Origin of the sequence: Dyella sp. C11 (genome assembly GCF_003121485.1) — a bacterium.
Lineage (GTDB): Bacteria > Pseudomonadota > Gammaproteobacteria > Xanthomonadales > Rhodanobacteraceae > Dyella.
In genome coordinates, this window is sequence record NZ_QAVX01000001.1 from 217800 (window position 1) to 244763 (window position 26964).

Consider the following 26964-nt stretch of genomic DNA (forward strand, 5'->3'; position numbering starts at 1 on the left):
CATTTAGATGGTGCCCGCAACCCTCCCTTGGGCGCCCACGTTTCACTTCGGCCGCCAGCTCGGGCAGACGTTCTGCCTCCTTTGCCAGCCAGCCGCGTGATCTCCACGCTTGGCAAAGGAATGAACCCACATGCTGCGCTTTACCCCGCTGGCCGCCGTGATCGGCGCCCTGTTGTCCCTGCCTGTCTACGCTGCGGAGTCTGCGAGCCCCGCGGCTGACGCAAAGTCCGCCACCGATCTGCCCGCGCTGCAGGTCACCGCGCTTGCGCCCACCATCGAGCTCAACACGCCGGGCACGGTGTCGGTGATCGATCGCGTGCAGATGGATCGTCACCTGGTCACCAACATTCGCGACCTTGTGCAGTACGAGCCGGGTGTGTCGGTGATCGGCACTGCTGGCCGTTTCGGACTCGACAGCTTCAACATCCGCGGCTTGTCGGGCAACCGCACGCGCATCGAGATTGACGGCATTTCGATGCCGGCTTCGTTCGGCGCCAACGTGGCGGGCGGCAGTTTCCGCGCAGGCCGCAACTTCATCGACCTGGATGACATCAAGCAGGTCGATATCGTGCGCGGGCCGGCCTCGGTGCTGTATCCCTCCGATGCGCTGGGCGGCACGGTAAGCCTTCAGACGAAGGACCCCGCCGACTATCTGCGCGGCGACGGCAGCAACTACATCGCCGTCAAGGAGCAGGTCGACAGCACCGATCGAAGCCTTTCGACCACGGCAACGTTTGCCGGAGGCGACAAGCGCAACGGTGTGCTGTTCGTCGCCAATCATCGCGAAGGCCATGAAACCGACAACAAGGGTGACGTCGGCGGCACGGGCGCCACGCGCACGCGACCCGATCCGCTCACCTACCAGCTCGACAGCTTCCTGGGCAAATACGTGCATACCGCCGACAGCGGCCGCGTGGACCGCTACACGGTGGATGGCTCGCAAACGCGCACGCGGACGGATTCGCTGTCCAGCGTTACATCCAGCGCGCATTACTACGAGTCGCAGGACGAAGACATGCGGTTCCGCGCCAGCGTGGGACAGTGGTTTCCGCAGCTCAACAGCGCTGTCGCCGATACGCTGGACTGGAATGTCTACTGGCAAAAGAGCCGCACGCGCACCAACACGCAGACCGAAACGGCTACCATTGCGCGTTTCTACGACAATCTTCCGCTGCAGGAGAAAGTTGCCGGCGGAAAGATCGTGGCGGTGAAATCGCTGGGTGACGAAGCGGCGGTGACGCAGTCCATCAGCTACGGCGCGGAGCTTTCGCGCACCGATGCCATGTCGACGGTGGATGGCTACGGCATCAACAAGAAAACGGGTGCCACGGGTCAGACATCGGCCTTCCTGCCCGGCAATTATCCGCTGCACCTGATTCCTTCCAGCGAGACGGATCGCTACTCCGTGTTCGGCCAGGACGAGATCGGCTTGTTCGACGGACGCCTGTCGCTGATGCCTGGCGTGCGAGTCGATCGCTACGAATACAAGCCCGATGCTGACGCGCTGTACTCGGCCTATAACCCGGGTTACGTGCCGCAGAACTACGAGAAGACCCACGCCTCGCCCAAGCTCGGCGTGTTGTGGCACTTCAATACGGCGTTGAGCGCGTACTTCAATTACGCGCAGGGATTCCGTCCGCCGCTGTACAGCGAAATCGCCGGTGCATGGAACGAACAACCGTTCCCCGGTTTCAACATTGCCTTCCTGCCCAATGCCAACCTCAAGGCGGAAACCAGTCGCGGCCTGGAACTGGGATTGCGCGGCAAGGGCGACGCGGGCTGGTTCAACGTGGCGGCGTATTACAACCGTTATCGCGACTTCATCTGGTCAGGCTACGCGTTGTCCGCATCGCAGGTGCCGAGCTGGGTGCCGGTGATGCCGGGCATGAATTTCTACTACCAGGCGGTCAACGCACCCAAGGCCACCATCAAGGGCGCGGAGGCAAGCGGCGCGCTGCGGCTCGCGCAGTTCAGCGATGGGCTTGAAGGCTGGACGTTGAAAGGCAATGCATCCGTGGCCAGCGGGCGTTTGATTGAACCGGGCGATACGGGTTACAGCCCGCTCAATACGGTCGACCCCGCCAAGCTTGTGCTGGGCGTGAGCTACGACGCCGCGCAATGGGGCGTGGAACTGGTCGGCACCGGTGTGCGCAGGCATTCGGCGCTGAGCGACCCTGCCGCGTTCCGGCCAGCCGGTTACGCCACCTTTGATCTGTATGCGCACTACACGCCGATCGACAACCTCGAGTTCTATGCGGGCGTGAGCAACCTCGGCGACCGCAAGTACTGGGATTGGGGCAACTTGAACGGCGGCACGCTCGGCAATCTCGTGACCGGCAACGGCCTCAACGATTCGGGCACCGGCGGCGTGCCTGCCGATCGCCTCACCATGCCTGGCCGCACCTTCAGCGTCGCCGCCAAGTTCGCGTTCTGACCGGAGCATCGTCATGCTTGAATCCATTCATTCCCCTGCATCTTCTTTGTCCATTCCCGAGCTGCTGGAGGCCTCGCGTCGACTGCGCGAACAGGAGCCCAACCTTCGTGCACGTGATGTGGCCGATCGTCTCGGTGTAAGCGAAGCCGAGCTTGTCGCCAGTCGTTGCGGCGACGGCGTGACGCGCCTGGAAGGGCCATGGCCTGCGTTGATCGAGTCGCTGCCCGAACTGGGGCACGTGATGGTGCTGACACGAAACGACAGCTGCGTCCACGAGAAGAAGGGCACGTTTGCCAACATCGAGATCGGTGGCGTGATGGGCGTGGTGCTCGATGAAGACATCGACCTGCGCCTGTTCCTCAAGCACTGGGCGTTTGGTTTTGCGGTGCGCGAGGAGTCGCGCGGCCGCTGGCTGCAGAGCCTGCAGTTCTTCGATGGCGATGGTCGCGCCGTGCACAAGGTGTATCTCACGGACCGCAGCCATCATCACGCGTGGTCGGGCCTGGTCGGGCGATTCGCGGCGCCCGTGCAATCGCCGCTGCTGGCCATCCGTGCCGTGGAGGAACCGCTTCCCCTGCAGCTGGAAGACGATGCCGTCGATGTCACCGGCTTGCGCGAACGCTGGCGCCGGCTGCGCGATCCGCATGATTTCTTCGCCATGCTGAAGCAGCACAAGGTGACCCGTACGCAGGCCCTTCGCCTTGCTGGCCGGGAGTTCGCGCGTCCGGTGCTCAACACGGCCATCCGCACGCTGCTCGAATCGGCAAGCAGCGATGGCCTTCCCATCATGGTGTTCGTGGGTTCGCCCGGCGTGGTGCAGATCCACACGGGGCCGGTGCGCAACATCAAGGTGATGGGGCCGTGGCTCAATGTGCTGGACGAGGATTTCAACCTGCACCTGCGCGAAGACCACATCGTGGAAAGCTGGGTGGTACGCAAGCCGACGCCCGAAGGTCACGTGACATCGCTTGAGCTTTACGACGTGCGCGGTGGACAGATCGTGCAGCTGTTCGGCAAGCGCAAGCCGGGCGTACCCGAGCTGGAAGCGTGGCGCGCGCTGGCGGACAGCCTGCCGGACCAGGAGAGCAGCCATGCGTAATCCGTGGTTCGTTGGCGCGTTCACGGCCCTGCTCTCGCTGGCGCTCACGGCACGCGCAGCCGATGCGTCGCTCCGCGTGGTGGCGTTGGGTGGCGACATCACGGAGATCGTCTACGCACTGGATGCACAGGACACGCTGGTCGGTGTCGACAGCACCAGCCTGTGGCCGCAGGCGGCGACACATCTCCCCGATGTTGGCTACGTGCGGCAGCTGGCGGCGGAAGGCATCCTGTCCTTGCGTCCGCAGCTGATCCTGGCCACGCACGACGCCGGGCCGGCGACGGTGATGACGCAATTGCGCGACACCGGCATGCGCATCGAGATGATGCCGGTCACGCGTACACCGCAAGCCGTGGTCGCGAAGGTGAAGCAGGTCGGCGATGCACTTGATCGGAAGCCTGCCGCCGCAGCCCTGGCCGCGAAGATCGATGGGCAGTACGCCAGCTTGTCCAAGGCCGTGGCCGCCATGCCGAAGCATCCGCGCGTGATGTTCCTGATGTCGGCGGGCGATGGCAGTCCCAAGGCCGCGGGTCGCGACACCGCGGCGGATGCCGCCATCACGCTGGCAGGCGGCGCCAATGTGGGCGGCGATTTCAGTGGCTACAAGGCGGTGTCGCCGGAAGCGATGGCGGCATTGGCACCCGACGTGATCGTGCTGATGCATGAGCGCGAGGCCGAACTCGGCGGCATCGATGGCGTGCTCAAACTGCCTGGCGTGGCGATGACGCCCGCCGGGCGAGCGCGGCGCATCGTCTTCGTGGATGGGCAGGCCTTGCTCGGATTCGGCCCACGCAATGCCGAGCATGAACTGGAACTCCAACGCATGCTTGCTTCCATTCGGCCATGAACACGGTGGCGATGGAACGGCCATCTGTCCGGCGGTTTCGCAGCCTTCCGTTGGTGGGGCTGACGGCCTTGCTGTTGACCGTCGCCGTGGGTGGCATGGCGACCGGTGCCATGCCGCTCTCCGCGTCCGATGTGATCGGTGCCTTGTGGCGCGGCGCGACGGGCAAGACGCTCGCAACGGACGATGCCATCGTGCTCATGTTGCGTCTGCCACGCGTGCTGATGGCAGCGCTCGTTGGCGCGGCGTTGGCATGCAGCGGCGCGACCATGCAGGGCTTGTTTCGCAATCCACTGGTGGAGCCGGGGCTGGTAGGCGTGTCGGCCGGCGCCGCACTGGGTGCCATTGGCATGATCGTGCTGGGTGGTGGCGTGCTGGCGTCGCTGCCCGCCGTGATCGCATCGTTCGGTGTCGCGGGCGCCGCGTTTGCCAGTGGCGTCACGGCCACGGCGCTGGTTTATCTGATCGGCAGTCGACGACCGGGCATCGCCACGCTGCTGCTGGCGGGCGTGGCCATCAATGCGATTGCGATGGCGGGCGTGGGTCTGTTCACCTTCATGGCCAATGAACATCAGTTGCGTGACCTGAGCTTCTGGACGCTGGGCAGTCTGGGCGGCACGAGTTGGTCGCGCCTGCTCGCCGTCGCGCCGCTGATGTTGTTGCCGGTGTGCCTGCTGCCGCGCTACGCCAACGCGCTCAATGCACTGTTGCTGGGCGAGCGCGAAGCGGCGCTGTTGGGCTTTCATCCGGAACGGCTTCGCAGGCAACTCATCGCACTGACTGCGCTCGCCACCAGTGCGGCCGTCGCCATGTGTGGCGTCATCGGCTTCGTGGGCCTGTTGGTGCCGCATGTGGTGCGCATGATGTGGGGCCCCGATCATCGCCTGCTGCTGCCCGCCTCTGCGCTCGGTGGAGCAGCGCTGCTCATCGCGGCGGACGCCGTGGCGCGCGTGGTGGTGGCACCCGCCGAACTGCCGATTGGCGTGATTACCGCGCTGCTGGGCGGCCCGTTCTTTCTCTGGTTGTTGTTGCGCCTTCGCGTGGGAGAGTCGACATGAACGTTGCGATGGACTGGCGTGCGTCATCATCCGAGGCGACATCCGGTGTGCTTGAGGCGCGGGATGTCCATCTCAGCCACGGCACGCGACGCGTGCTGCAAGGCATCGATCTTCGCGCGAAGCCGGGCAGACTGCTCGCCCTGATTGGCCCCAATGGCGCTGGCAAGAGCAGTCTGCTTTCCGTGATGGCCGGGCTGCGCCGCCCTTCGCATGGCGACATGCAGCTGGATGGGCGCGCCGTGCACGCGTGGCCGCTGCACGAGCTGCCGCGACGGCGCGCCATGCTGTCGCAGAAGGTGCAGCTGGGTTTCGCCTTTCGCGTGGACGAAGTGGTGATGCTGGGGCGCAGCCCGCAAGGCGCCGCATCGTTGCGCGATGCCGATGCATGTATCGTCGAAGCAGTGTTGCTCGCTACCCGTACCACGCATTTGCGTGAGCGTAGCTATCTGGAACTGTCCGGTGGCGAGCAACAGCGCGTGCAGTTGGCTCGTGTGCTGGCGCAGGTGTGGGATTGCCGCGACACGCCCGCGTGGCTGTTGCTGGACGAACCGGAGGCCGGCCTGGATATCGCTCATCAGCACGACATGTTGCAGCACGCCCAGTCGCTGGCTCGCCAAGGCTTCGGCGTCGTGGTGGTCCTGCATGACCTCAACCTGGCGGCCCGTTATGCCGACGATGTCGCGCTGCTGGCGCAAGGTCGCCTGGTGCGGCACGGCGATCCGACCGAGGCGCTGGAGGCCGACGTGTTGTCCCGCATTTACGGCATTCCCCTGCAACGGACTCTCGACGACGAAGGTCGTTGGCTGATCCATCCGGCGCGCCGGGCCAGCCAGGTGGCTTTTGCGTCCCGTTGACCCGGGCCGGGGAGAATGGGTGGCACGTCTTTCCGGAGCCATCCATGCGCAACCTGGATTTCAGTTCCTGGCACGCCCTGCTGTCGACCATCATCGGGCTCGCGCTTATTGCGCTGATCTCGGTGGGGATACGGTTGCTTGCCATGCATACCGTGCAGCAACGCCGGGAGCGCGAGAACCGCCAGATCAACGAGCGCCTTCGTACCTTGATCGCGGCGTACAAGACGCTGGGTGGCTCCTTCACCGGTGATCTGTCGGTGGACCCTTCACACCTTCGCGACCTGCGGCGAGCCTCGTTGCCGGCGGAAGGCGAGGCGGTCGCCATTGCCCTGCCGGTATCGGACCGGTCGCGCCGCATGCGCGATGCCGTCGAAGCCGCGTTGTCGGACATCATCTTGCTGGGTACCGAGGAGCAGGTGGCGCTGGCGGCGCGTGCGGCCACCGAGCTGGCCGAAGGGCGACCCACGCATACGGCGGAACTGGTGGTGTCGGTGCGCGACTTCATCCGCAAGGTGTTGGACCTGGAACCCGTACCGAAACACCTGGCCATTCCGCGACAAGGCCCGACGCGCGTGGCCGGCACGCGTGCGAAGGGTGACGCCAAAGGCGATTCCAAGGGCAGCGGCAAAGGCGGTGGCGGCATGGGTGGCATGGGCGGCGGCATGGGAGGCATGGGTGGTCATGCCTCTCTCGATGACGATCACACGGCGCATCATTGATTCGGGCTTCGCCGGGCGTTCAGTCGCTCGTGCGATTGTCCCGCGTCGATACCAGCCGAAGGAACGCCTCGTGCTGATATCGGCTCATGCGCAGCTTCTGCCCCGTATCCATGGTGACCACATGGTGGCCGTTGAACCACGGGTGGATGGCCTGTATGCGACGCGTGTTGATGATGGCCGAACGATGCACGCGCGCGAAGTGCCGCGGATCGAGTCGTGATGCGAGCACGGTCATCGTCTCGCGCATCTCGTGCACGCGATCTGCCAGGTGCAGCAGCACGGTGTTGCCGCTGGCCTTGATCCATACGATGTCATCGACATTGACGAAGGTGATGTGCTCGTCGACGCGCACCGGCAGCCGTTGCAGGTAATTGTCGCGCTGGCTCAACGAGTCGAGCGCCTGCATGATCCGCGCTATCGGCGGTTGTTCGGCCGTGTTTTTTGCAGCGAGCCGTTGTTTCACGCGGAGCAGTGTGCTGGCGAAACGTTCGCGGCTGAAAGGCTTCACCAGGTAATCCACGGCGTTCGCTTCGAACGCGCGCACGGCGTATTGCTCGTACGCGGTGACAAATACCGTGGCAGGCATATGGTCGGCGCCGATGGCCGTCACCACGTCCATGCCGTTGAGCGCAGGCATCTGCACGTCGAGAAAGACCAGGTCCGGGGCGTGTCGACGAATGGCCTGCACGGCAGTCTCGCCGTCACCGCATTCGTCCAGCAAGGCGATCTCCGGATCGGCCTTGAGCAGGCGGACGATCGCGCGGCGTGCGATGGGTTCGTCGTCCACCACCAGCGTGACAATGCTCATGCGCTTGCCACTTCCGGTGCTTCATCCGGTTCTTCGATTTCACGGAACGGCAGGCGCAGGCGGCAGATGACGCCTTGCGGCCAGATCATGTCGAGCCTGACCTCGGCCGCGTCGCCGTAAAGTTCGCGAAGCCGCAGCGACGTATTGCTCAGGCCGATGCCGTGGCCCGTGGATGCCTTATTGGCTTCCAGCGTGCTGTTGCGGTTGCGCACATCGATGCAAAGCGTGTCGTTCTCGCGACGACTTTCGATCTCGATGCAATCGGCGCCCACGCGTTCGCCGATGCCGTGGCGAATGGCGTTCTCGACGATGGGCTGCAGGATCAGGCTGGGCACGGCGCCGTGGAGCGTGTCCGGGCTCACGTAGATCTGCGTGGTCAGGCGATCCTTGAAGCGCGTGCGCTGGATGCCGAGGTATAGATCCAGCAGCACCAGTTCGCGCTGCAGGCTGATCTCCTGTCCGTCCTGGTCTTCGAGGAAGGCACGCAGCAGTTCGCTCAGGCGCATCAGCATGTCTTCGGCCGACAGCGTGTCCTCGTCCAGCAGCGTGGCGATGGCATGCAGCGTGTTGAACAGGAAATGCGGTTGCAATTGGGATTTGAGTGCTTGCAGACGCGATTGCGCGAGCTCGGCGGAGAGGCGGTTGGCTTCCAGTTCGCGCCGGGATTTTTCTTCATGAAACGCCATGGCCTGCTGGATGGCGAACAGCGTCCAATACGTAAGCAGCCCACGCGCGAAGTGCTGACCCACGAAGTACCACAGCTGCTGGGTGAAATCGCTGGGTTCGAACAACGTGGAAACCGCGGCACCGATCACCAGGCTGAGCAGGGTCACGCCAAGGCTCAACGGCAATTGCGTACCCAGTCCGCGCAGGCGTACCGGCGAGCGGATGGGATACCTGGCGGCGAGGCGGAACACCCAGGGTGCGAGTGCCGCCCACGTGTACCACTGGATCATGGACCAGCGCAGGTAGTCCCACGGCGACCACACGTGGTCGCGGACCACGATGTCGTGAAGCATGCCCTGCACGCCGAACACGACAGCCACGGCCGTCCACAGGCCGAGATAGTGGCCCAGTCCGATATCCGTGTTGCCCAGCCGGATCTTCATGTTCGCGGGTCCGCATGGATCGTCGAGACCATCTTAGGCGCCTGAATTCGCGGATAGAAGCGACCCGTTCGATCACTACGATTCGTCACTGCGCCACGACGATTCGTCACGAATCGCTGTCGGGATGCATCCGTTCGGCGTTCCATGGCCCCACCCGCACAGGCGTGCGGGCATCTGCCCACGGCCGGAGCGCTGCCATGAACATTCATCGTGTTGCCCTTTCCCTGTCGAGCGTTGCCATTCTGTCGACCACGCTGCTGATGGCGCTGTCCGCCTGTGCGACAACAAGCGATGCATCGTCACGCCACTTGCGTGTCGTCAATGCCACGTACGACGACATGACGGCGCTCGCCTTCGCCCCGAGCGGCAGCATGGATTTTCGCGAGGTGACGCTGGCGCGCCCGTTGACCGGTGCGCTCGGCTCAGTGACCGTCGATGTGCCATCCGGTGCATGTGTGCGCGATGTGCGCGTCACGCTTCACGGCGATCGCACCTTGCTCTATCCGCATATGGACGTCTGTCGTCATGATGGCCTGCGCCTCGCCGTGGGCGCGCGACCGGAACGTTCCACGTCGCTGAAGGACGCGCCCGAGGCCGCCGGTTCGCCGTAAGCGGGCGCACCTGAGTCGGGCTACGATGGGCGAACAAGTCGTAGCCATCGATCCCGGAGGTTGCCATGCGTCGTGTCAGTCGGTCGTTCGTGCTGGTCGTGATGGGGTTTGCCGCAGGCGTGGCTGTGTCGGTGGCGACGCGTGCACTGGCCCAACCAACGGCGGGCAAGCCGGTGGTTGGCACCTATGGCGTGTCGGTTGACGAAGTGAAGCAGAACCTCGTCGAGCCGCAACTGTTCACCGGCCAGTTCCATCGCAAGGTCACGCTTTCCGATGGTTCGGTGCGGGACATCACCTTGATTGCGGTGGAGGAACAAGGCCAGCCCATGGTGAAGTTTCTGGATACGTCGAAGTCCGGCACGTTCGAGAGCACCATGGGGCCCAACGGCACGACCACGAACGGCAAGCTCATGGTCATGGTGAACATCAAGGAGGGCGGGGCGTTGGGTGGTCCGGCGAAGCGAGCTGATGTCCGTTGACGCTACCGTATTTTTCGATGGCATAAAAAAAGCCCCGCAAGGCGGGGCTTTTTCGCGAGCGGTGTTTAGTACGCGAACTCGCGGAACACCGGATCGACGCTGCCGTTCCACGGCCCGTGGAACAGTTCAAGCTTGCGCTCGGCGGGCGTCTGGTTGGCTTCGACAATCTCGATCAACGGTTCGAGGAAGATGCTTTCATCGGCGCCGTTGCGATTCAGCCGGGCGCGGCGCTTGAGGCCGTGCGAGGCGATCTTCAGCGTTTCAGCGGCAAGCTCGCGCACGCTGTGCTTGCGGAACGGCAGCTTCAGCGCCTGGCGCGGCACGCCGTCGCGCAAGGCGTGGCGTTCCTCGCGGGTGAAGTCCTTCACCAGATCCCAGGCGGCGCCAAGCGCTTCGTCGTCATAGAGCAGTCCCACCCACAGCGCGGGCAGGGCGCACAAACGGTTCCACGGACCACCATCGGCACCACGCATTTCCAGGTACTGCTTGAGGCGTACTTCGGGGAAGGCGGTGGTGAGGTGGTCGGCCCAGTCCTTCATGGTGGCGTGTACGCCGGGCAGGGAAGGCAGTTCGCCGGCCATGAAGCGCTTGAAGTCCTGTCCGGCCAGGTCGATGTACTTGCCATCCTGGTAGCTGAAGTACATCGGCACGTTCAGCACGTAGTCGACGTAGCGCTCGTAGCCGAAGCCGTCTTCGAACACGAAATCGAGCATGCCGGTGCGATCGGGGTCGGTGTCTTCCCACACGTGCGAGCGATACGACTGATAGCCGTTCGGACGTCCATCCGTAAACGGCGAATCGGCGAACAACGCGGTGGCGATGGGCTGCAGTGCCAGGCTGGTGCGGAACTTGCGCACCATGTCCGCTTCGCTGCCGAAATCCAGGTTCACCTGCACGGTGCAGGTGCGGGTCATCATGTCCAGGCCCAGGTTGCCGACCTTGGGCATGTACTCGCGCATGATCTTGTAGCGGCCCTTGGGCATCCACGGCATCTCGTCGCGACGCCATTTGGGCTGGAAGCCCATGCCCAGGAAGCCGATGCCCATGCCTTCGGCAATGGAACGCACTTCGTTGAGGTGTGTGTTCACCTCGCCGCAGGTGTCGTGGATGGTTTCCAGCGGCGCGCCGGAAAGCTCCAGCTGCCCCGCAGGCTCCAGCGTGATGGAGGCCTTGTCGCGTGACAGCGCCACCGGGTTCTCGCCTTCGCGCGCCACGTCCCAGCCGTAGCGCGAGGCCAGGGCTTCAAGCAGTGCGCGAATGCCGCGCTCACCTTCAAAGGTGGGTGGACGCAAGGTATCGGTGAGGAAGCCGAACTTCTCGTGCTCGGTGCCGATGCGCCATGCCTCGCGCGGCTTCTCCCCCGCGGCGACGTAATCAACAAGCTGCTGGCGGCTGCCGATGGGTGTGCTCTTGACGGCACTGGGTATGGACACGGGGAACTCCTTGCAGGGCTGGCACCACTGTGGGGGCGACGCATCCTAAATCAAAGTGCCGATTTTCCGAACTTTTGAATTTATGGCGCCATCGCGTGCTGGGCGAGGGTGCCACCTTTCTGTTTACCCGGCGATGTGTGTTGTGGCGGCGAAGGCTCGGGTTGCGCGGCATGACGTCGCGACCCTGGCGGCCACGCCGACATCGCTTGCCGTGGAGCTCAGCGAACGAGGGGGAAGTCGATGCGCATCCGGGCACCGCGCCCGGAACTGCCCTCGAGAATGCTCAGGCTGGCGCCGTGCACGCGGGCCACTTCGTCCACGATGGCCAGGCCCAGTCCACAGCCGTCGGAACCGTTGGCCGTGCTGCGCGCACTGCGGTAGAAGCGCTCACGCACTTTCTCGCGCTCTTCCGGCGGAATGCCCACGCCGCTGTCGTCCACTTCCAGGAAGGGGCGATGGTTCTCCATGCCGCAGCGGATGGTGATGTTGCCGCCAGCGGGCGTGTGGCGAATGGCGTTGTCGATCAGGTTGTTGAGCACTTCGTGCAGCAGCCAGTACACACCGGTGACCTGCACGGGTTCGCTGTCCGCGCCCAGGTCGATGCCGTGGGCGATGGCACGGTCGAGCGAGCTGTCGATCACCTCACCGATCAGGTGCGGCAGATCGACAGCCGTGAAGTGGCTGGCGCGATGGGCGGATGGTTCAGCGCGTGCGAGCGTCAGCAGCTGGTTGGCGGTATGGGCAAGACGGTCCACGCCACCCTGCAACAAGGTGATGCGTTCCTGCAGCGGCGTGCCCGCCGTTTCGCGGGTAAGCACCTCCAGCTGGGCTTTCAGTCCTGTCAGCGGCGTGCGCAGTTGATGCGCGGCGTTGGCCAGGAAATGCTGCTGCGACAAGACCGAATCGCGCACGCGCCCCAGCAGGGAATTGAGCGATTCCACCAGCGGCAGCACTTCCGCGGGCGCGTCTTCGGTGGGCAGCTGGTTGAGGGCGACCGCGGGGCGTCCGGCAATCTGCCGGCTCAGGCGCTGCAGCGGACGCAGGGCGATGCGTATGCCGACCAGGGCAATGATCAGCACCGCGGCCATCTGCACGGTGTCGTTGATCAGGAAGGCCACGTCCAGGCGGTGCACTGCGCGATCACGCCTGGCGGGCGTTTCGGCCACGGTCACCACCAGCGGGTCGCCGGTTTCGCTGGTGCGATAGCTGGCGAGGCGGAACGGCTGGTCGCGGAACGTTATGTTGGTGTAGCTGAAGCCATCCGGCGACTGGCTGTCGGGAGCGATGGGCAGTTCCGGCGAACCGGCGATGGTGGTGCCATCGGGCAGGCTCACCCTATAAAAAAACTGCTCGTCCGGCATCGCGCGCAACGGCGGCGGCGGATGCGAGGGCAGGCCGACGTCCAGCTGGCCGTCGGGCCGGGCGTGGATGCGTGCCACGATGGCCAGCGCCGAGCGCGACAACGAATGATCGAACGCGCTGTGGATCGGGCTGACGATGACGTGATGGTCGACCGCCACGCCCGCCACCAGCAGCACGAACAGCGGCGCCAGCAGATAACTCAGCAGCCGCTTGTGGACGCTGGTGGGGCGCTTGCGCAGGGCCATGAGCGGACTCAGGCGTCTTCGAGGCGATAACCGAGACCGCGGATGCCGCGCACGGTGGCCGAGCTGCCCAGCTTGCTGCGCAGGCGCGACACGTGCACTTCGATGGCGTTGCCCGAGATGTCCTCGCTCCAGCCGGTAATGGCCTGGGTCAGGCGTTCCTTGCTCACCACGCGACCGCTGTGATGCGCCAGGCATTCGAGGATGGACCACTCGCGACGGGTGAGTTCGAGCACGTCGCCTTTCTCGTTGAGCGCGCGGCGTCCGGCCAGGTCGATGCGCAGTCCACCCACGACGATTTCATTGGCGGCGGCGGCCGTGGCGCGACGGATGAGTGCGCGGCAGCGGGCGGCCAGTTCCGGCAGGGCGAACGGTTTCACCAGGTAATCGTCGGCGCCCAGGTCCAGCGCGGTGATGCGGTCGTCCAGGCCGTCGCGGGCGGTGACGATCAACAGCGGGAGCGAGCTGCCGCTGCGACGCAGGCGGCGCACCAGCGAAAGGCCGTCCTCGCCGGGAAGTCCCAGGTCCACGATGGCCAGGTCGTAGTGCGTATCCGTCAGTCGCGAGGCCACCGATTCGGCGTCGCCCACGGCGTCGACCACATAACCGGAACCGACCAGGCCACGCGAGATGGCGTCGGATACGAGGGAATCATCTTCGACGAGCAGGATGCGCATAGGGCACGTCATGGAAATGGTGTGGGCATGCTAGCAAACACGCCTTTCAGTTCGCCGTCGTCGGAACGGTCCGATCTTCGGCGTACGTCGCCCCCCCGGCGCCAAAAAGAAAGGCACCCACCGGGTGCCTTTCATCATCCGTCGGTTATCTGTCGCGCGGCTTAGTAGCGCGGCACCGTGGAGTCGATCTCGCGCGCCCAGGCGTCCATGCCGCCTTCGACATTGAAGATCTTGGTGAAGCCGTGCGCGGCAAAGCGCTCGGCCACGCCGCGGCTGGATACGCCGTGATGGCAGATGAAGGCGATCGGCGCGTCCTTGGGCAGGGCGGCCAGTGCGTCGTAGCCTTCCTCTTCCAGGATGCGGGCCTGCGGCAGCGGGGCCGCGGCGGCACGGCCGTGCGCCGGGCGCACGTCCACCAGGGTGATGTCGCCGGCGGCCAGGCGTTCCTTCAGCTGCTGCACGGTGAGGCTGCCGATGTCCTGCGCACCCGGGAATTTCAGGCTCAGGCCTTCGCCCTGCACGGTGGACACCCAGTCGATCACGATGCCCTTGGCGCGCTGGGCGCTGCCCGGGTCGAAGTGCACTTCGATACCGTTGGAGGTGACCACGATGTCGTGGTCGCTGCCGGGGGCCAGCTGGAAGCCGGCGCTGTGGTCCGGACCGATTTCCAGGTGCAGGGCCAGGCCCTGCGCGTTGGCCGTGCCCTGGCGGATGGCCTCGGCGGCCTTGTCGGTGATGGTGATCTCAGGCGGCGTGCGATCCGGTGCCGAGGCGCCGAACAGCTGGTGCAGTTCGCCAGAGGCGTACATCTGGCGAATGATGTCCGCGCCGCCCACCAGCTCGCCGCCCACGTAGAGCTGCGGAATGGTCGGCCAGTCGCCGTAAGCCTTGATGCCCTCGCGGATTTCCGGGTCTTCCAGCACGTTCACCGTGTGGTATTCCGGCAGCAATTCATTGAGCGTGTTGGTGGCCGCGGCCGAGAAGCCGCACATGGGCTGCTGGCGCGTACCCTTCATGAACAGCACCACGCGGTGGTTCTGCAGCAGGGAGTCGATACGTTCGCGGGTGGCGCTGTCGAGGGACATGGGACGGGAGACTCCGGCAAAGAGGGCGGATTGTAGCCCTTTGCATATGCCGGCGGATTCGGGGGATGCAAGGGGGCGGCCGCTTTGTGGGGCAAAAGCGCCAGGGCGCTCTCGTGCGCTCAAAAGAAACCGTCATTCCCGCGAAGGCGGGAATCCAGCGACTTTCGCTCTTGTCTGCCCCGTCGCAGGGTGAAAAGGCACTGGATTCCCGCCTTCGCGGGAATGACGGTCAGGAGAGGTCTCGCCTGACTAGTTAGCTACATCAAGCCGCCGGCCGCAGCTCCGACAAATCCAGCTTCGCCCGCGTCAGCGGTGCCAGCGCCAGTGCAGCGGCGGGCGAGGGCAGCACCACTTCGCGGCTGGCGCGTCCCAGCGGAGCGACTTGCTCGCTCCAATGGATCAGCTCCATGGCGCCGGTGTGGTCTTCCACCAGCACCGTGCAGTGTTCCACCCAGTCGCCGTCGTTGAGGTACAGCACGCCATCCATGTCGCGCACGTGGCCGAAGTGGATGTGGCCGCAGATATGGCCGTCGAAGCCGCGTTCGCGTGCGTCGTTGGCCACGCGTTCCTCGTAGGCACGGATGTAGGCCAGCGCCTTGCCGATGTGCGATTTCACGATGATGGAAAGCGGCAGGTAGGGAAGCTCCATGCGGCTGCGCATCGCGTGGACCCGGCGATTGGTCCAGCAGATGAAGCGATGCATCACTTCCCCCAGGTGCACCATCCATGTGCGCCCAACCTGCTCCGGATCGAATTCGTCGCCGTGGCTGACGTGGTAGCGGCGGCCGTCGGCCCCTTCGTGCACGGCGTCCAGCGCGATCTTCACGCCGCCGAAGCTCTGGCCGGCCAGGCCGCGCACCGGCGCGTCATGGTTGCCGGGGATGTAGATCACCTCGACGCCGCGGCGCGCCAGGTCCAGCACTTCCGCGATGACCGCACCATGGTCGGCATGCCACCACGTGCGGCGTGCCAGGGATTCCATGTCGATGATGTCGCCGACGAGATAAAGCTTCTCGCAGCGGAGCTTGCGCAGAAAATCGAGCAGGTAGCGGGCCTTGCAGTCGGGCGTGCCCAGATGCACGTCCGAAATGAAGGCGCTGCGGCAATGGAAGGTCGCCATGCTGTCTCTCCCGGTGGTTACCGGGATGCCAGAATGCCGTGGCTTCGTCACCGCACGATGGCGGAAAGGTTGCAGTGTGGTTTCCGCGGCAGGCTTTTCCGCATTGCGCGCGCTCGACTTTATCTGGCGCACCCACCCGGCTTCCTCGTCAACCACGCTTCCCTCACCGTCATTCCCGCGAAGGCGGGAATCCAGCGCCTTTGGCGCTTTTCGCGACAGGAAGAAAGGCACTGGATTCCCGCCTTCGCGGGAATGACGGTGAGGGATAAAGACAGTGAGGGATTTTGGGGTGATTTTGGCGGGATATCAGACCGAGAGCATCCCGACCACCGTCGGCACCGCCGCCTCCGTCCACAGGGCGTACTGCGCGGCGGACGGATGCAGGGCGTCGTCTGCCAGCAGCGCGGGGTGAAGTCGCGAGATGCCAGTGATATCGACGAAATGCGCGCCGCGCGCTTCCACTTCTTCCTGGGCGATGGCGTTATAGACGTCCAATTCGTGCGCAATCTGCAACACGTCGCGCCCGCTGCCATGGGCGAAAGGCGTGACGCCCCAATCGGGAATCGACAGCACCAGCACGCGTTCCGGGCGCATGCCGGCAAGCGCAACGGCGCGATCGAACAGGCCGCGAAATTCCTCGCGATAGTCCTCCGCACTGCGCCCGCGGTACTGGTTGTTCACGCCAATCAGCAGGCTTACCAGGTCGTACGGCGGCTCGAACGTGGCCTCATCCATCGCGGCCGACAGTTCGTCCGTGGTCCAACCGGTGGTGGCGAGGATGGTGGGCTCGTCCAGCGCCACGCCCTCGCGCTCCAGCCGTACGGCCAGTTGCACCGGCCAGCGGCCCGCTTCGGGCACGCCTTCGCCGATGGAATAGGAATCGCCCAGCGCGAGATAACGCATCGTGCCTCAGCAGGCCACGGCAGCGGCAACGCGCGGCTTTTGCGTCGCGGCCATGCCGGCCAGGACGCGCTCCATGCGCACCAGCACTTCGCGTAGCTGGTCTGGCTGTGGCAGCAGGGTCAGGCGCAGGTGGCGGCTGTGCGGCACGTTGAAGCTGCTGCCCGGCACGACGAGCACGGATTCCTCTTCCAGCAGGCGCAGCGCAAAGGCGTTGTCGTCGAAGTCGGCGATGCGGTCGGCGCGAACGCGCGGGAAGGCGTAGAGCGCTCCCGCCGGCGACACCAGGTCGAGAAACTCGCTGGCGGCCACGCCTTCAAGCACGGCGCGGCGGGCCTCATGCAGGCGACCGCCGGGCGAGGTAAGCGCGTTGATGGTCGGTGCCGTCTCCAGCGCCGGGCGCACGGCCCATTGCGCGGTGACGTTGGCGCACAGGCGCAGCGCGGCCAGCAACTGCAGGGCATCGCGATAGTCGGTGGTCTTCGCCGGATCGCCCGACAGGCTCATCCAGCCCACGCGATAGCCGCAGGCGCGGTGCACCTTGCTCAGGCCGCCGAAGCTCACGCACGGCACGTCGCCTGCCACTGCGGCCAGCGGCTGGAAGGTGGTGCCGTCGTAGAGGATTTCGTCGTAGATCTCGTCGCTGAGCAGCAGCAGGCGATGGCGCGCTGCGATGTCCACGATGCGGGCCAGCAGTTCGCGCGGGTACACGGCGCCGGTCGGATTGTTCGGGTTGATCAGCACCAGCGCGCGCGTGCGCGGCGTCACCAGGGCTTCGATTTCCTCGGGATCGGGCAGGTGGCCGTTCTCGGCGAGGCAGCGGTAATAGCGCGGCTTGCCATCATTGAGGATGGTGGCGGCGCTCCACAGCGGATAGTCGGGGCTGGGCAGCAGCACTTCGTCGCCGGGCTGCAGCAGGGCGCGCAGGCTCAGGTCGATCAGCTCGCTGACGCCATTGCCGACGAAGATGCGCTCCACTTCCACGCCGCGCGCGCCGCGATGGCGCTGCTGGGCGGCGATGGCGTCGCGCGCTTCTTCCAGGCCCTGCTCGTGGCCGTAGGCCTCGCTGTCGTGAAGATGACGGGCGATGGCCTCACGCAGGTGCGCCGGGGTTTCGAAGCCGTAGCGGCCCGGGTTGCCGATGTTGAGCTTGATGATCGGCAGGCCGGCAGCTTCCAGCTCACGGGATCGCCGGGTCAGGGCACCACGGATTTCATAGCGCACGTCCGCCAGGTGCGCACTGGGTTTGATCGAGGCCAACGCGAGCGTCCTTCGTCTTGGTGTTGTTGCGGCGCACGAATCCGGCCGCTGACCCGATGCTAACTCGTCCCGACGCGTGGTGGGAGCTGTATTTCGCGGTATTTCGGGCTTTTTTCGGGCAGCGTGGCAGGCAGGGCATAATGTCGACCCATGACGGATGCCGAAACCATTTCGCGACTGCGCCGCATCGGTTGGCGCGGGGACTCCCTGCCAGCCGACGGCCGCCAGTTGGCCCGCGTGGTCGCCCAGCACCGGGCAGGCTACGAACTGCACGACGGCGAGCACTTGTTCGGCGCCCAGCCGGCCGGTCATTTCCTCAAGCGCAGCCTGGACCCGGCCGAGCGTCCGGCGGTCGGCGACTTCGTGGAAATCGAGTCCGGCAAGCCGCCGCACATCGTGCAGGTGCAGCCGCGCCGCACCGTGCTTTCGCGCGCGGCCGCGGGTGAGCGCTACGAACGGCAGATCATCGCCACCAACATCGATTACGTGCTGGTGCTGACGGGGCTGGATGGCGACTTCAATCCGGCCCGCATCGAGCGCTACCTCTCGCTGACCGAAGGTTCCGGCGCACAGCCCGTGGTGCTGCTGAGCAAACTCGACACGCGCGAAGACGCAGCGGAACTGCTGGCTGCGCTGCGCGAGCGCCTGCCGCAGGGCACGCCCATCCACGCCATCAACGGCAAGGACCCGGCGAGCATCGACCTGTTGCTGCCTTACCTGCAGCCCGGCGACAGCGCCGTGCTGGTGGGTTCGTCCGGTGCGGGCAAGTCCACGCTCACCAATACGCTGCTGGGCACCGAACGCATGGCCACCAGCGCAGTGCGCGGGCACGACAGTCGCGGCCGCCACACCACGACCTACCGCGCGCTGCTGCAACTGCCCAGCGGCGGTTGCCTGATCGATACGCCCGGCATGCGCGAACTCAAGCTCACCGGCGAAGAAAACCTCGACCTGTTCGCCGACATCGATGCACTGGCCGAGCAATGCCGCTTTGCCGATTGCGGCCACGGCAGCGAGCCCGGCTGCGCGGTACAGGCGGCGCTGGACAGTGGCGATCTTTCCGCCGAGCGCTGGCGCAACTACCTGAAATTGCGCGACGAGCGCGAGGAGCAGGCCACCACGCTGGAGGCCAAGCTGCGCCGCCAGCGCGGCGGGCGGCCAGCGACCAAACCGCACGGCAATCGACACTCGCGCGATCGCGAATAGCCGCCTGCGGCGCTTTCGCTTCCGCGCGGGTGCACTACTATCGGGGCGTCCTGGTTGGGGAAGCGGGCATGCAGCGGCTGTCGTCGCGTTCGGTGTTTTTCTACAAGCGGGGTTTCCCCGCGTTCTGGCTCGGGTTGTCTGATGCGCTGTTTCTTGAAGACGTGGGATGCGTGGGTGCCGTGCGGGGGAGCAAGGCATGAGCATTGACGTCAGCCGTTTCAGCCCCGAACTCCAGCGCTACGCCGACCTCGACCAACGCCTGCTCGCCGCCGTCAAAGGCATCCGCATCCTGCCCACTGTCGCGTGGCCCGCATCGCTCGAAGACCGCATGATCGCGGCCTACGCTAAGGGCCAGTTCACACTGCCCGATGTGCAGTACCAGGTGCCTGACCTTTCCGCCGAACGCGCCGAACTGGCCGCCATCGAGCGCGAAGCGGGCTACGGCGATCCGCTGGGCGAATACCTGTGCCGCACGGCCGAGTCGTGGCGCATTGCCGCCGAGATGCTGGAAGCCGCGGGCACGGACCAGGTCACCGCACCGTCCATTGTGTTGTATGGCCGGCCCGGTGACAAAATCCCAGGCAGCGAGCGCAGCAACCTGGATGCGGCGCGCTACTTCGTCGAACTCTCCGATGAGCTTGGCTCGGACCTGATTGCCGACGACGTGAATTCGGCGATTTCCGCCGACGACCTGCGCGCGGACCTGAGCAAGACGCTGGACGACTTTTTCGGCGAGCCGCTGATTTCCGTGGAAGTGGACCCGGAGCTCACCGCGAAGGCCGCCGCAGGCGCGACCCGCATTCGTTTGCGCGGCGGTACGCGTTTCACCGATTACGACCGGCATCAGCTGCTGGCGCACGAAGCGCTGGTGCATTCGCTTACCGCGCTCAATGGCCGCGCGCAGCCGCTGCTGGCCTCGCTGGCGCGCACATCACCGCGCGTCACGGCGACGCAGGAAGGCCTGGCGGTGTTCGCCGAGCTGATGTCGGGCGCCATCGACATCTCGCGTTTGAAGCGCATCAGCCTGCGCATTCTTGCCATCGACATGGCCTTGAGCGGCGCGGACTTCGTCGAGGTCTACCGTTTCTTCAGCGATTGCGGGCAAAACCCCGCCGACAGCTTCCACTCCGCGCAGCGCGTGTTCCGCGGTGTGCCGCTCACGGGCGGGGCGGCGTTCGCCAAGGACAATGTCTATCTGTCCGGCCTGCTCACGGTGCACACCTTCTTCCGGTGGGCGCTGAAGCAGCGCCGCATGGATATGTTGCGGAATCTTTTCGCGGGCAAGCTGGCGCTGCACGATGTCATCAGCCTGCAACCCTATTTCGAATCCGGTGTCATCGCCGCGCCACGCTGGTTGCCGCCGTGGATGCAGCATGCGCATGGACTCGCAGGAAAGCTCGCGTTCTCGTTGTTCGTCAATCGCATACACATGGGCAAGGTGGAGGCGGAGACGCTTTCACTGAGTCTCTAGCCTGCTTTTGCAGGAGCGCACTTGTGCGCGACCGGCCTGACCTCGGTCGCGCACAAGTGCGCTCCTACAGGAGGCCTTCGTTGCATACCAGTTGTGTGAACCATCGCGTCACCATGCTGCACCGCATCGTCGGGAGAGAGGTGTCGCCGGTGATACCATTGCGCGATGCCGCCTCGCGGCCCCGATTCCCCATCACATTCGATCTCCCTATCCCATGGCCCTTCCCGAAGAACTGCGCCTAGCCGCTCTCGAGTACCACCGCCTTCCGCGCCCCGGCAAGATCAAGGTCGCCGCGACCAAGCCGATGGTGACGCAGCGTGATCTCGCGCTGGCTTACTCGCCCGGCGTGGCCTACGCCTGCGAAGCGATCGTCGAAGATCCCAACGCCGCCAGCGAAATGACGGCACGCGGCAATCTTGTTGCCGTCATCACCAACGGCACCGCCGTGCTGGGCCTGGGCGACATCGGCCCGCTGGCCGGCAAGCCGGTGATGGAAGGCAAGGGCGTGCTGTTCCAGAAGTTCGCCGGCATCGATGTGTTCGACATCGAAATCAATGAGCGCGACCCGGACAAGCTGGTCGACATCATCGCCTCGCTGGAGCCGACCTTCGGCGGCATCAACCTGGAAGACATCAAGGCACCGGAGTGCTTCATCGTCGAGCGCAAGCTGCGCGAGCGCATGAAGATTCCCGTGTTCCACGACGACCAGCACGGCACCGCCATCATCGTGGGCGCGGCCATCGTCAACGCGCTGGAAGTGGTCGGCAAGAAGATCGAGGACGTGAAGCTCGCCACTACCGGCGTGGGCGCCGCGGGCATCGCATGCCTGGACATGCTGGTGGCGTTGGGCCTCAAGCCCGAAAACATCCTGGCGTTTGATCGCGACGGCGTGCTGTACAACGGCCGCGACAACATGGACCCGGACAAGCAGCGTTATGCGCGCGACACCGCCAAGCGCACGCTGGCCGAAGTGGTGGAAGGCACCGATATTTTCCTGGGCCTGTCCGCTGGCGGCATCCTCAAGCAGGACATGGTCGCCAGCATGGCGGAGCGCCCGATCATCCTGGCGCTGGCCAACCCCAATCCGGAAATTTCGCCGGAAGACGCCAAGGCCGTGCGTCCGGACTGCATCATCGCCACCGGCCGTTCGGATTACCCGAACCAGGTGAACAACGCGCTGTGCTTCCCGTACATCTTCCGCGGCGCGCTGGATGTGGGCGCCACGGTGATCAACGAGGCGATGAAGACCGCGTGCGTGCGCGCCATCGCCGAGCTGGCCCGCATGGAAGCCGGCGACCTCGCCAGCGCCTACGGCGGCGACGTGCCGACGTTCGGCCCCGAGTACCTGATTCCGCGTCCCTTCGATCCGCGCCTGCTGGTGATGCTGGCGCCCGCCGTTGCGCGCGCCGCGATGGATTCGGGTGTCGCCACGCGTCCCATCGTGGACATGGAGGCGTACATCGAAAAGCTCGGCCAGTTCATCTATCGCACCGGCCTGCTGATGAAGCCCGTGTACGAGCGCGCGCGTGCCGACCGCAAGCGCGTGGTCTACGCCGAGGGCGAGGAAGAAACCGTATTGCGCGCCGTGCAGACGGTGATCGATGAGCGCCTGGCGTTCCCGATCCTGATCGGCCGACCCAGTGTGATCGAGACACGCATCGAGCGCCTGGGCCTGCGCATGCGCGAAGGCGTGGATTTCGAAATCACCAATATCGATGACGATCCGCGCTTCAACGAATACTGGCAGCAGTATCACGCGCTGACCGAACGTCGTGGCGTATCGCCAGCCGCCGCCAAGAACCTGATGCGCTCGCGTCCCACGCTGATCGCGTCGCTGATGGTCGAGCGCGGCGAAGCCGACGCGATGATCTGCGGCCTGGTCGGTCGCTTCCACAAGAAGCTCGGCTACATGCGCAGCATCTTTGGCCTTGATCCGGGTGTGTCGTGCACGTCGGCAATGACGGGTGTGATCAACGACCAGGGCGCGTGGTTCTTCCTGGACACGCACGTGCAATGCGATCCCACCGCCGAGCAGATTGCCGAAGCGACGCTGCAGGCCAGCTATCGCCTGAAGCTGTTCGGCATCGAGCCGAAGATCGCGTTGCTGTCGCATTCCAATTACGGCAGCCACGAGAACGCCAGCGCAGCGAAGATGCGCAAGGTGCGCGAGATCCTGGTGCAGCGCGGTCCGAAGCTGGACATGGACGGCGAGATGCAGGCCGATACCGCGTGGGACGAAGCACTGCGCCTGCGCATGTTCCCCAACACCACGCTGAGCGGTCGCGCGAATTTGTTCGTAATGCCGAACCTCGACGCTGCCAACATCACCTACAACATGGTGCGGGTGATGACGGATGGCGTGGCCATTGGCCCGATCCTGATGGGCATCAATCGCCCGGCGCACATCCTGACGCCGGCGGCGACGCCGCGTCGTGTGGTGAACATGACGGCGATTGCGGCGGTGGATGCGCAGATTCGTCAGGCGCAGGGTGAGAAGCGCAGCTGAGTTTGCGCTGCGCTTTTTAGTGTTTGAGAGCGGAGCCTTAGGGCTCCGTTTTCGTTTGGGGTTTTATCGAAATTTCTGCGGCGCATTTGTTGGACGCCGGGCGGCGCTCCCTCTCCCCTCCGGGGAGAGGGTTGGGGTGAGGGGCGGGTGCTCGCGGGAGCGCTTCATTCTTTAGCCGTCATGCCGGCGCAGGCCGGCATCCAGCGCCTTGCGTTGGGTTGTCGCCGTGAGGTGTTTCGTTCTTATGTAACGGAACCGCGACCTAGCTCGCCTGCCGCGGGCTTCCGACCTCCTGCCGGAGGCCGGGTCACTTTTCTTTGCATGCCCAAAGATCCCACGGGACTAGCTTTGCGTCGAAAGTAACCAAAAGAAAGGGCACCCCGGATGACGCGCCTTCCGGGCTTTCAGCCCTCCAGGTCCGCGTGCGGGTTACGGGGTTTGTCGACAGGGCTTCCTGCCCTGACGACAAACTGGCTGGCATCCATGCGAGCCACCCTGCGGGCTGATCCTTCACCCGCGCGCCGCTGTCATACGGGGACCCCAGGAGCAGGAGCCAAAGAGCCAAGGCAAGAGCGAAGACAAGAGCAACACCAAAGGCTCAGGGCCGCGTCTCGATCAATGCCGCCGCGTTCCCCTGTAGGAGCGCACCTTGTGCGCGACCGCGGCGCCTCGTCGTTGCCGCTCCGTCGGCTTGTCGCGCACAAGTGCGCTCCTACAGGGGCAGGAAAGGTTCTCGCGGGTTGGCCCCTCACCCCGGCCCTCTCCCCGGAGGGGAGAGGGCGCGGACCCGCTAGACCAAAGTCGAACCCCTCTCTCACTGTCGCCCCATCAACACCTTCCATCCCCATTCGCGGCCGTATTGACACGATCCAATTGGCGAAAATAGGTGCCGGAGCTACACTCAGAGGGTTTCCCGCCTCTCACCCAGAGGCGATCCACCTACAGCCGCGCCAACCCCCGGCGCCGCGGAGAGAAGCTCCCCATGGATCAGCTCGACGACATCCTTCAACAGGACCTCGACCCCACCGAAACCCAGGAATGGGTCGAGTCGCTCAACGCCGTCATCAATCACGATGGCACCGAGCGTGCGCATTACCTCCTGGAAAAGATGGTCGATTCGACGCGCCGGGCTGGCGGCTACCTGCCGTTCAATCCGACCACCGAGTACGTCAACACCATTTCGCCGGGCAACGAAGCCAAGATGCCGGGCGACGCGGCGATGGAATGGCGCATCCGCACGCTGATCCGCTGGAACGCGATGGCGATGGTGGTTCGTGCGAACCGCAAGCCGGGCGAACTGGGTGGCCACATTGCGAGCTTTGCCTCGTCGGCCACGCTGTATGACGTGGGCTTCAACCATTTCTGGCGCGCACCGAGCGCCGATCACCCGGGCGACCTGGTATTCCACCAGGGCCACTCCAGCCCGGGCATCTACGCGCGTTCGTTCCTCGAAGGCCGCATCAGTGAAGAACAGCTGGACCTCTTCCGCATGGAAGTGGCCGGTCATGGTCGCGGCCTGTCTTCGTACCCGCACCCTTGGCTGATGCCGGACTACTGGCAGGTGCCGACGGTGTCGATGGGTCTGGGCCCGATCCAGGCCATCTACCAGGCGCAGTTCTGGAAGTACCTGGAACACCGCGGCCTGATGCCGAAGACCGACCGCAAGATCTGGTGCTTCATGGGCGACGGCGAAACCGACGAGCCCGAATCGCTCGGCGCCATCTCGCTGGCCGGCCGCGAAGGCCTGGACAACCTGGTGTTCGTGATCAACTGCAACCTGCAGCGCCTTGATGGTCCGGTGCGCGGCAACGGCAAGATCATCCAGGAACTGGAAGGCGTGTTCCGTGGCGCGGGCTGGAATGCCATCAAGGTGGTGTGGGGTTCCTACTGGGATCCGCTCCTCGCTCGCGACACCAAGGGCGTGCTGCGCAAGCTGATGATGGAAACCGTCGACGGCGAGTACCAGGCGTGCAAGGCCTTCGGCGGCGCGTACACGCGCGAGCACTTCTTCAACAAGTACCCCGAAACCCGCGAGATGGTGGCCAACCTGTCGGACGACGACATCTGGCGCCTGAACCGCGGTGGCCATGATCCGCACAAGGTGTTCGCCGCCTACGACCAGGCGACCAAGACCAAGGGCATGCCGACCGTGATCCTCGCCAAGACGGTGAAGGGCTACGGCATGGGCGCGGCCGGTGAATCGCAGAACCCGACGCACCAGCAGAAGAAGCTGGATGCCGAGGCCGTGCGTCACTTCCGCGACCGCTTCAACATCCCGGTGGCCGACGACAAGCTCGCCGACGTGCCGTACTTCCATCCGGGCAAGAACTCGCCGGAAGTGGAATACATGATGGAGCGTCGCCGCGCGCTGGGCGGCTTCCTGCCGCAGCGTCGCCGCACCTCGGACGTGAAGCTCAAGGCGCCGGAACTGTCGGCGTTCGAGCAGATCACCAAGGGTTCGGGCGAGCGCGAAATCTCCACCACCATGGCGCTGGTGCGCGGCATGAACCTCATGCTGCGCGACAAGCAGATCGGCGAGCGCATCGTGCCCATCGTGGCCGACGAAGCCCGCACGTTCGGCATGGAAGGCATGTTCCGCCAGATCGGCATCTACGCGCCGTTCGGCCAGAAGTACCGTCCGCAGGACGCCGACCAGCTGCTGTACTACCGCGAAGACCAGAAGGGCCAGGTGCTGCAGGAAGGCATCTCCGAGGCCGGCGGCATGGCCGCCTGGATGGCTGCGGCCACCAGCTACAGCATCAGCAACCAGCCGATGCTGCCGTTCTTCGTGTACTACTCCATGTTCGGTTTCCAGCGCATCGGCGACCTGGCCTGGGCGGCAGGCGACGCGCGTGCGCGCGGCTTCCTGATCGGCGGTACCGCCGGCCGCACGACGATCAACGGTGAAGGCCTGCAGCACGAAGACGGTCACTCGCACCTGCTCTCCGGCGCGATCCCGAGCGTGAAGTCGTACGACCCGACGTTCTCCTACGAAGTCGCGGTGATCCTGCAGGACGGCACGCGCCGCATGCTGCAGGAACAGCAGGACGTGTACTACTACCTGACCGTGATGAACGAGAACTACCAGCATCCGGACATGCCGGCTGGTGCCGAGGAAGGCATCATCAAGGGCATGTACCTGTTCAAGGATGCCGGCAAGCCGAAGAAGGGCGAGCCGCGCGTGCAGCTGCTGGGTTCGGGCACGATCCTTCGTGAAGTCATCGCGGCGGCCGAGCTGCTGGAGAAGGACTTCGGCGTCACCGCCGACATCTGGTCCTGCCCGAGCTTCAGCGAACTGCGTCGCGACGGTTTCGACGCCGAGCGCTGGAACCGCCTGCATCCGGAATCGGAACAGCGCGTGCCGTACGTGACGGGCCTGCTGCGGGACCGTCAGGGTCCGGCCATCGCCGCCACCGACTACGTGCGCGAGTACTCCGACCAGATCCGCGCCTTCATGCCGGACGGCATGCGCTACACGGTGCTGGGCACGGATGGCTACGGCCGTTCGGACACGCGTGCACACCTGCGTGGTTTCTTCGAAGTCGACCGTTACTGGATCGCCCACGCCGCGCTCGCTGCGCTGGCGAAGGACGGCAAGGTCAACGCGAAGGACGTGGCCCGCGCCATCAAGACCTACAAGCTGGATCCGGACAAGCCGAATCCCGAAACGGTCTGAGGCCAGAGTCT

General features: G+C 65.1%; 22 protein-coding genes. 13 read left to right on the forward strand and 9 right to left on the reverse strand.

Features of this window, described 5'->3' with window-relative positions:
- Positions 1-130 precede the first annotated feature (130 nt).
- The 6 genes from DK366_RS00885 (at position 131) to DK366_RS00910 (ending at position 7008) form a co-directional block, all read left to right on the forward strand.
- On the forward strand, positions 131-2434 hold the full coding sequence (locus tag DK366_RS00885) for a TonB-dependent hemoglobin/transferrin/lactoferrin family receptor (protein WP_109123629.1): 2304 nt from the start codon (positions 131-133) through the stop codon (positions 2432-2434).
- A gap of 13 nt (positions 2435-2447) precedes the next feature.
- On the forward strand, positions 2448-3533 hold the full coding sequence (locus DK366_RS00890; protein ID WP_109123630.1) for a ChuX/HutX family heme-like substrate-binding protein: 1086 nt from the start codon (positions 2448-2450) through the stop codon (positions 3531-3533).
- On the forward strand, positions 3526-4380 hold the full coding sequence (locus DK366_RS00895; protein WP_109123631.1) for an ABC transporter substrate-binding protein: 855 nt from the start codon (positions 3526-3528) through the stop codon (positions 4378-4380). The genes DK366_RS00890 and DK366_RS00895 overlap by 8 nt, the downstream gene beginning before the upstream one ends.
- A gap of 68 nt (positions 4381-4448) precedes the next feature.
- The gene (locus DK366_RS00900; protein WP_232820858.1) at positions 4449-5435 is read left to right on the forward strand and encodes an iron ABC transporter permease; all 987 of its coding nucleotides are present in this window, start codon (positions 4449-4451) and stop codon (positions 5433-5435) included.
- Positions 5432-6289 carry a heme ABC transporter ATP-binding protein gene (locus tag DK366_RS00905; RefSeq protein WP_198651375.1) on the forward strand — a complete coding sequence of 286 codons (858 nt, stop codon included), beginning with the start codon at positions 5432-5434 and terminating at the stop codon, positions 6287-6289. The genes DK366_RS00900 and DK366_RS00905 overlap by 4 nt, the downstream gene beginning before the upstream one ends.
- Positions 6290-6333: 44 nt before the next feature.
- Positions 6334-7008: a hypothetical protein gene (locus DK366_RS00910; protein ID WP_109123633.1), complete on the forward strand. Its 675-nt coding sequence runs from the start codon at positions 6334-6336 to the stop codon at positions 7006-7008.
- Positions 7009-7027: 19 nt separating this feature from the next.
- Here DK366_RS00910 and DK366_RS00915 read toward each other — a convergent pair whose 3' ends face one another.
- Both DK366_RS00915 and DK366_RS00920 read right to left on the reverse strand, forming a co-directional pair.
- Positions 7028-7816, reverse strand: a complete 789-nt coding sequence (locus DK366_RS00915) for a LytTR family DNA-binding domain-containing protein (protein ID WP_109123634.1) — start codon at positions 7814-7816, stop codon at positions 7028-7030.
- Positions 7813-8925 carry a histidine kinase gene (locus tag DK366_RS00920; RefSeq protein WP_109123635.1) on the reverse strand — a complete coding sequence of 371 codons (1113 nt, stop codon included), beginning with the start codon at positions 8923-8925 and terminating at the stop codon, positions 7813-7815. The genes DK366_RS00915 and DK366_RS00920 overlap by 4 nt, the downstream gene beginning before the upstream one ends.
- A 197-nt stretch (positions 8926-9122) precedes the next feature.
- Here DK366_RS00920 and DK366_RS00925 point away from each other — a divergent pair, with 197 nt between their 5' ends.
- Together DK366_RS00925 and DK366_RS00930 are read left to right on the forward strand one after the other, a co-directional pair.
- Positions 9123-9536 carry a hypothetical protein gene (locus tag DK366_RS00925; RefSeq protein WP_109123636.1) on the forward strand — a complete coding sequence of 138 codons (414 nt, stop codon included), beginning with the start codon at positions 9123-9125 and terminating at the stop codon, positions 9534-9536.
- Positions 9537-9601: 65 nt separating this feature from the next.
- On the forward strand, positions 9602-10015 hold the full coding sequence (locus DK366_RS00930) for a hypothetical protein (RefSeq protein ID WP_109123637.1): 414 nt from the start codon (positions 9602-9604) through the stop codon (positions 10013-10015).
- Positions 10016-10080: 65 nt separating this feature from the next.
- On the opposite strand, the gene DK366_RS00935 is transcribed toward DK366_RS00930, so the two are convergent.
- The 7 genes from DK366_RS00935 to DK366_RS00965 all read right to left on the reverse strand — a co-directional run bounded on the left by DK366_RS00935 (position 10081) and on the right by DK366_RS00965 (position 18094).
- Positions 10081-11448, reverse strand: coding sequence for a glutamate--cysteine ligase (locus DK366_RS00935; protein WP_109123638.1), 1368 nt, complete (start codon positions 11446-11448; stop codon positions 10081-10083).
- A gap of 218 nt (positions 11449-11666) precedes the next feature.
- Positions 11667-13055 (reverse strand): sensor histidine kinase, encoded by a 1389-nt coding sequence (locus DK366_RS00940; protein ID WP_109123639.1) that lies wholly within the window; start codon positions 13053-13055, stop codon positions 11667-11669.
- Positions 13056-13063: 8 nt separating this feature from the next.
- Positions 13064-13729: a response regulator gene (locus DK366_RS00945; RefSeq protein WP_109123640.1), complete on the reverse strand. Its 666-nt coding sequence runs from the start codon at positions 13727-13729 to the stop codon at positions 13064-13066.
- Between the two features lie 161 nt (positions 13730-13890).
- The gene (grxD, locus tag DK366_RS00950) at positions 13891-14814 is read right to left on the reverse strand and encodes a Grx4 family monothiol glutaredoxin (protein WP_109123641.1); all 924 of its coding nucleotides are present in this window, start codon (positions 14812-14814) and stop codon (positions 13891-13893) included.
- Positions 14815-15076: 262 nt separating this feature from the next.
- Positions 15077-15934 (reverse strand): UDP-2,3-diacylglucosamine diphosphatase, encoded by an 858-nt coding sequence (locus tag DK366_RS00955; protein WP_109123642.1) that lies wholly within the window; start codon positions 15932-15934, stop codon positions 15077-15079.
- A 306-nt stretch (positions 15935-16240) separates the two neighbouring features.
- Positions 16241-16837, reverse strand: coding sequence for an SGNH/GDSL hydrolase family protein (locus tag DK366_RS00960; protein ID WP_109123643.1), 597 nt, complete (start codon positions 16835-16837; stop codon positions 16241-16243).
- A gap of 6 nt (positions 16838-16843) precedes the next feature.
- Positions 16844-18094: an aminotransferase class I/II-fold pyridoxal phosphate-dependent enzyme gene (locus DK366_RS00965; RefSeq protein WP_109123644.1), complete on the reverse strand. Its 1251-nt coding sequence runs from the start codon at positions 18092-18094 to the stop codon at positions 16844-16846.
- A 150-nt stretch (positions 18095-18244) separates the two neighbouring features.
- Here DK366_RS00965 and rsgA point away from each other — a divergent pair, with 150 nt between their 5' ends.
- From rsgA to aceE, 5 genes are all read left to right on the forward strand, one after another.
- Positions 18245-19300: a ribosome small subunit-dependent GTPase A gene (rsgA, locus tag DK366_RS00970; protein ID WP_109123645.1), complete on the forward strand. Its 1056-nt coding sequence runs from the start codon at positions 18245-18247 to the stop codon at positions 19298-19300.
- Between the two features lie 68 nt (positions 19301-19368).
- Complete coding sequence (locus DK366_RS21660; RefSeq protein ID WP_255412528.1) at positions 19369-19500, forward strand: hypothetical protein; 132 nt, start codon at positions 19369-19371, stop codon at positions 19498-19500.
- A complete protein-coding gene (locus DK366_RS00975) occupies positions 19497-20771 on the forward strand; it encodes a flavohemoglobin expression-modulating QEGLA motif protein (protein ID WP_109123646.1) in 1275 nt (424 codons plus the stop codon). Before DK366_RS21660 ends, DK366_RS00975 begins: the two co-directional genes overlap by 4 nt.
- A gap of 214 nt (positions 20772-20985) precedes the next feature.
- Complete coding sequence (locus DK366_RS00980) at positions 20986-23277, forward strand: NADP-dependent malic enzyme (protein ID WP_109123647.1); 2292 nt, start codon at positions 20986-20988, stop codon at positions 23275-23277.
- A gap of 982 nt (positions 23278-24259) precedes the next feature.
- On the forward strand, positions 24260-26953 hold the full coding sequence (gene aceE / locus DK366_RS00985) for a pyruvate dehydrogenase (acetyl-transferring), homodimeric type (protein WP_109123648.1): 2694 nt from the start codon (positions 24260-24262) through the stop codon (positions 26951-26953).
- The last annotated feature ends 11 nt before the right edge of the window (positions 26954-26964 follow it).

Bases quoted from the DNA above. Each gene is read 5' to 3' on its own strand.
- DK366_RS00885 (WP_109123629.1), top strand. From the start codon at position 131: ATGCTGCGCTTTACCCCGCTGGCCGCCGTGATCGGCGCCCTGTTGTCC.
- DK366_RS00890 (WP_109123630.1), top strand. From the start codon at position 2,448: ATGCTTGAATCCATTCATTCCCCTGCATCTTCTTTGTCCATTCCCGAG.
- DK366_RS00895 (WP_109123631.1), top strand. From the start codon at position 3,526: ATGCGTAATCCGTGGTTCGTTGGCGCGTTCACGGCCCTGCTCTCGCTG.
- DK366_RS00905 (WP_198651375.1), top strand. From the start codon at position 5,432: ATGAACGTTGCGATGGACTGGCGTGCGTCATCATCCGAGGCGACATCC.
- DK366_RS00910 (WP_109123633.1), top strand. From the start codon at position 6,334: ATGCGCAACCTGGATTTCAGTTCCTGGCACGCCCTGCTGTCGACCATC.
- DK366_RS00915 (WP_109123634.1), bottom strand. From the start codon at position 7,816: ATGAGCATTGTCACGCTGGTGGTGGACGACGAACCCATCGCACGCCGC.
- DK366_RS00920 (WP_109123635.1), bottom strand. From the start codon at position 8,925: ATGAAGATCCGGCTGGGCAACACGGATATCGGACTGGGCCACTATCTC.
- DK366_RS00925 (WP_109123636.1), top strand. From the start codon at position 9,123: ATGAACATTCATCGTGTTGCCCTTTCCCTGTCGAGCGTTGCCATTCTG.
- DK366_RS00930 (WP_109123637.1), top strand. From the start codon at position 9,602: ATGCGTCGTGTCAGTCGGTCGTTCGTGCTGGTCGTGATGGGGTTTGCC.
- DK366_RS00940 (WP_109123639.1), bottom strand. From the start codon at position 13,055: ATGGCCCTGCGCAAGCGCCCCACCAGCGTCCACAAGCGGCTGCTGAGT.
- DK366_RS00945 (WP_109123640.1), bottom strand. From the start codon at position 13,729: ATGCGCATCCTGCTCGTCGAAGATGATTCCCTCGTATCCGACGCCATC.
- grxD (WP_109123641.1), bottom strand. From the start codon at position 14,814: ATGTCCCTCGACAGCGCCACCCGCGAACGTATCGACTCCCTGCTGCAG.
- DK366_RS00955 (WP_109123642.1), bottom strand. From the start codon at position 15,934: ATGGCGACCTTCCATTGCCGCAGCGCCTTCATTTCGGACGTGCATCTG.
- DK366_RS00960 (WP_109123643.1), bottom strand. From the start codon at position 16,837: ATGCGTTATCTCGCGCTGGGCGATTCCTATTCCATCGGCGAAGGCGTG.
- rsgA (WP_109123645.1), top strand. From the start codon at position 18,245: ATGACGGATGCCGAAACCATTTCGCGACTGCGCCGCATCGGTTGGCGC.
- DK366_RS21660 (WP_255412528.1), top strand. From the start codon at position 19,369: ATGCAGCGGCTGTCGTCGCGTTCGGTGTTTTTCTACAAGCGGGGTTTC.
- DK366_RS00975 (WP_109123646.1), top strand. From the start codon at position 19,497: ATGAGCATTGACGTCAGCCGTTTCAGCCCCGAACTCCAGCGCTACGCC.
- DK366_RS00980 (WP_109123647.1), top strand. From the start codon at position 20,986: ATGGCCCTTCCCGAAGAACTGCGCCTAGCCGCTCTCGAGTACCACCGC.
- aceE (WP_109123648.1), top strand. From the start codon at position 24,260: ATGGATCAGCTCGACGACATCCTTCAACAGGACCTCGACCCCACCGAA.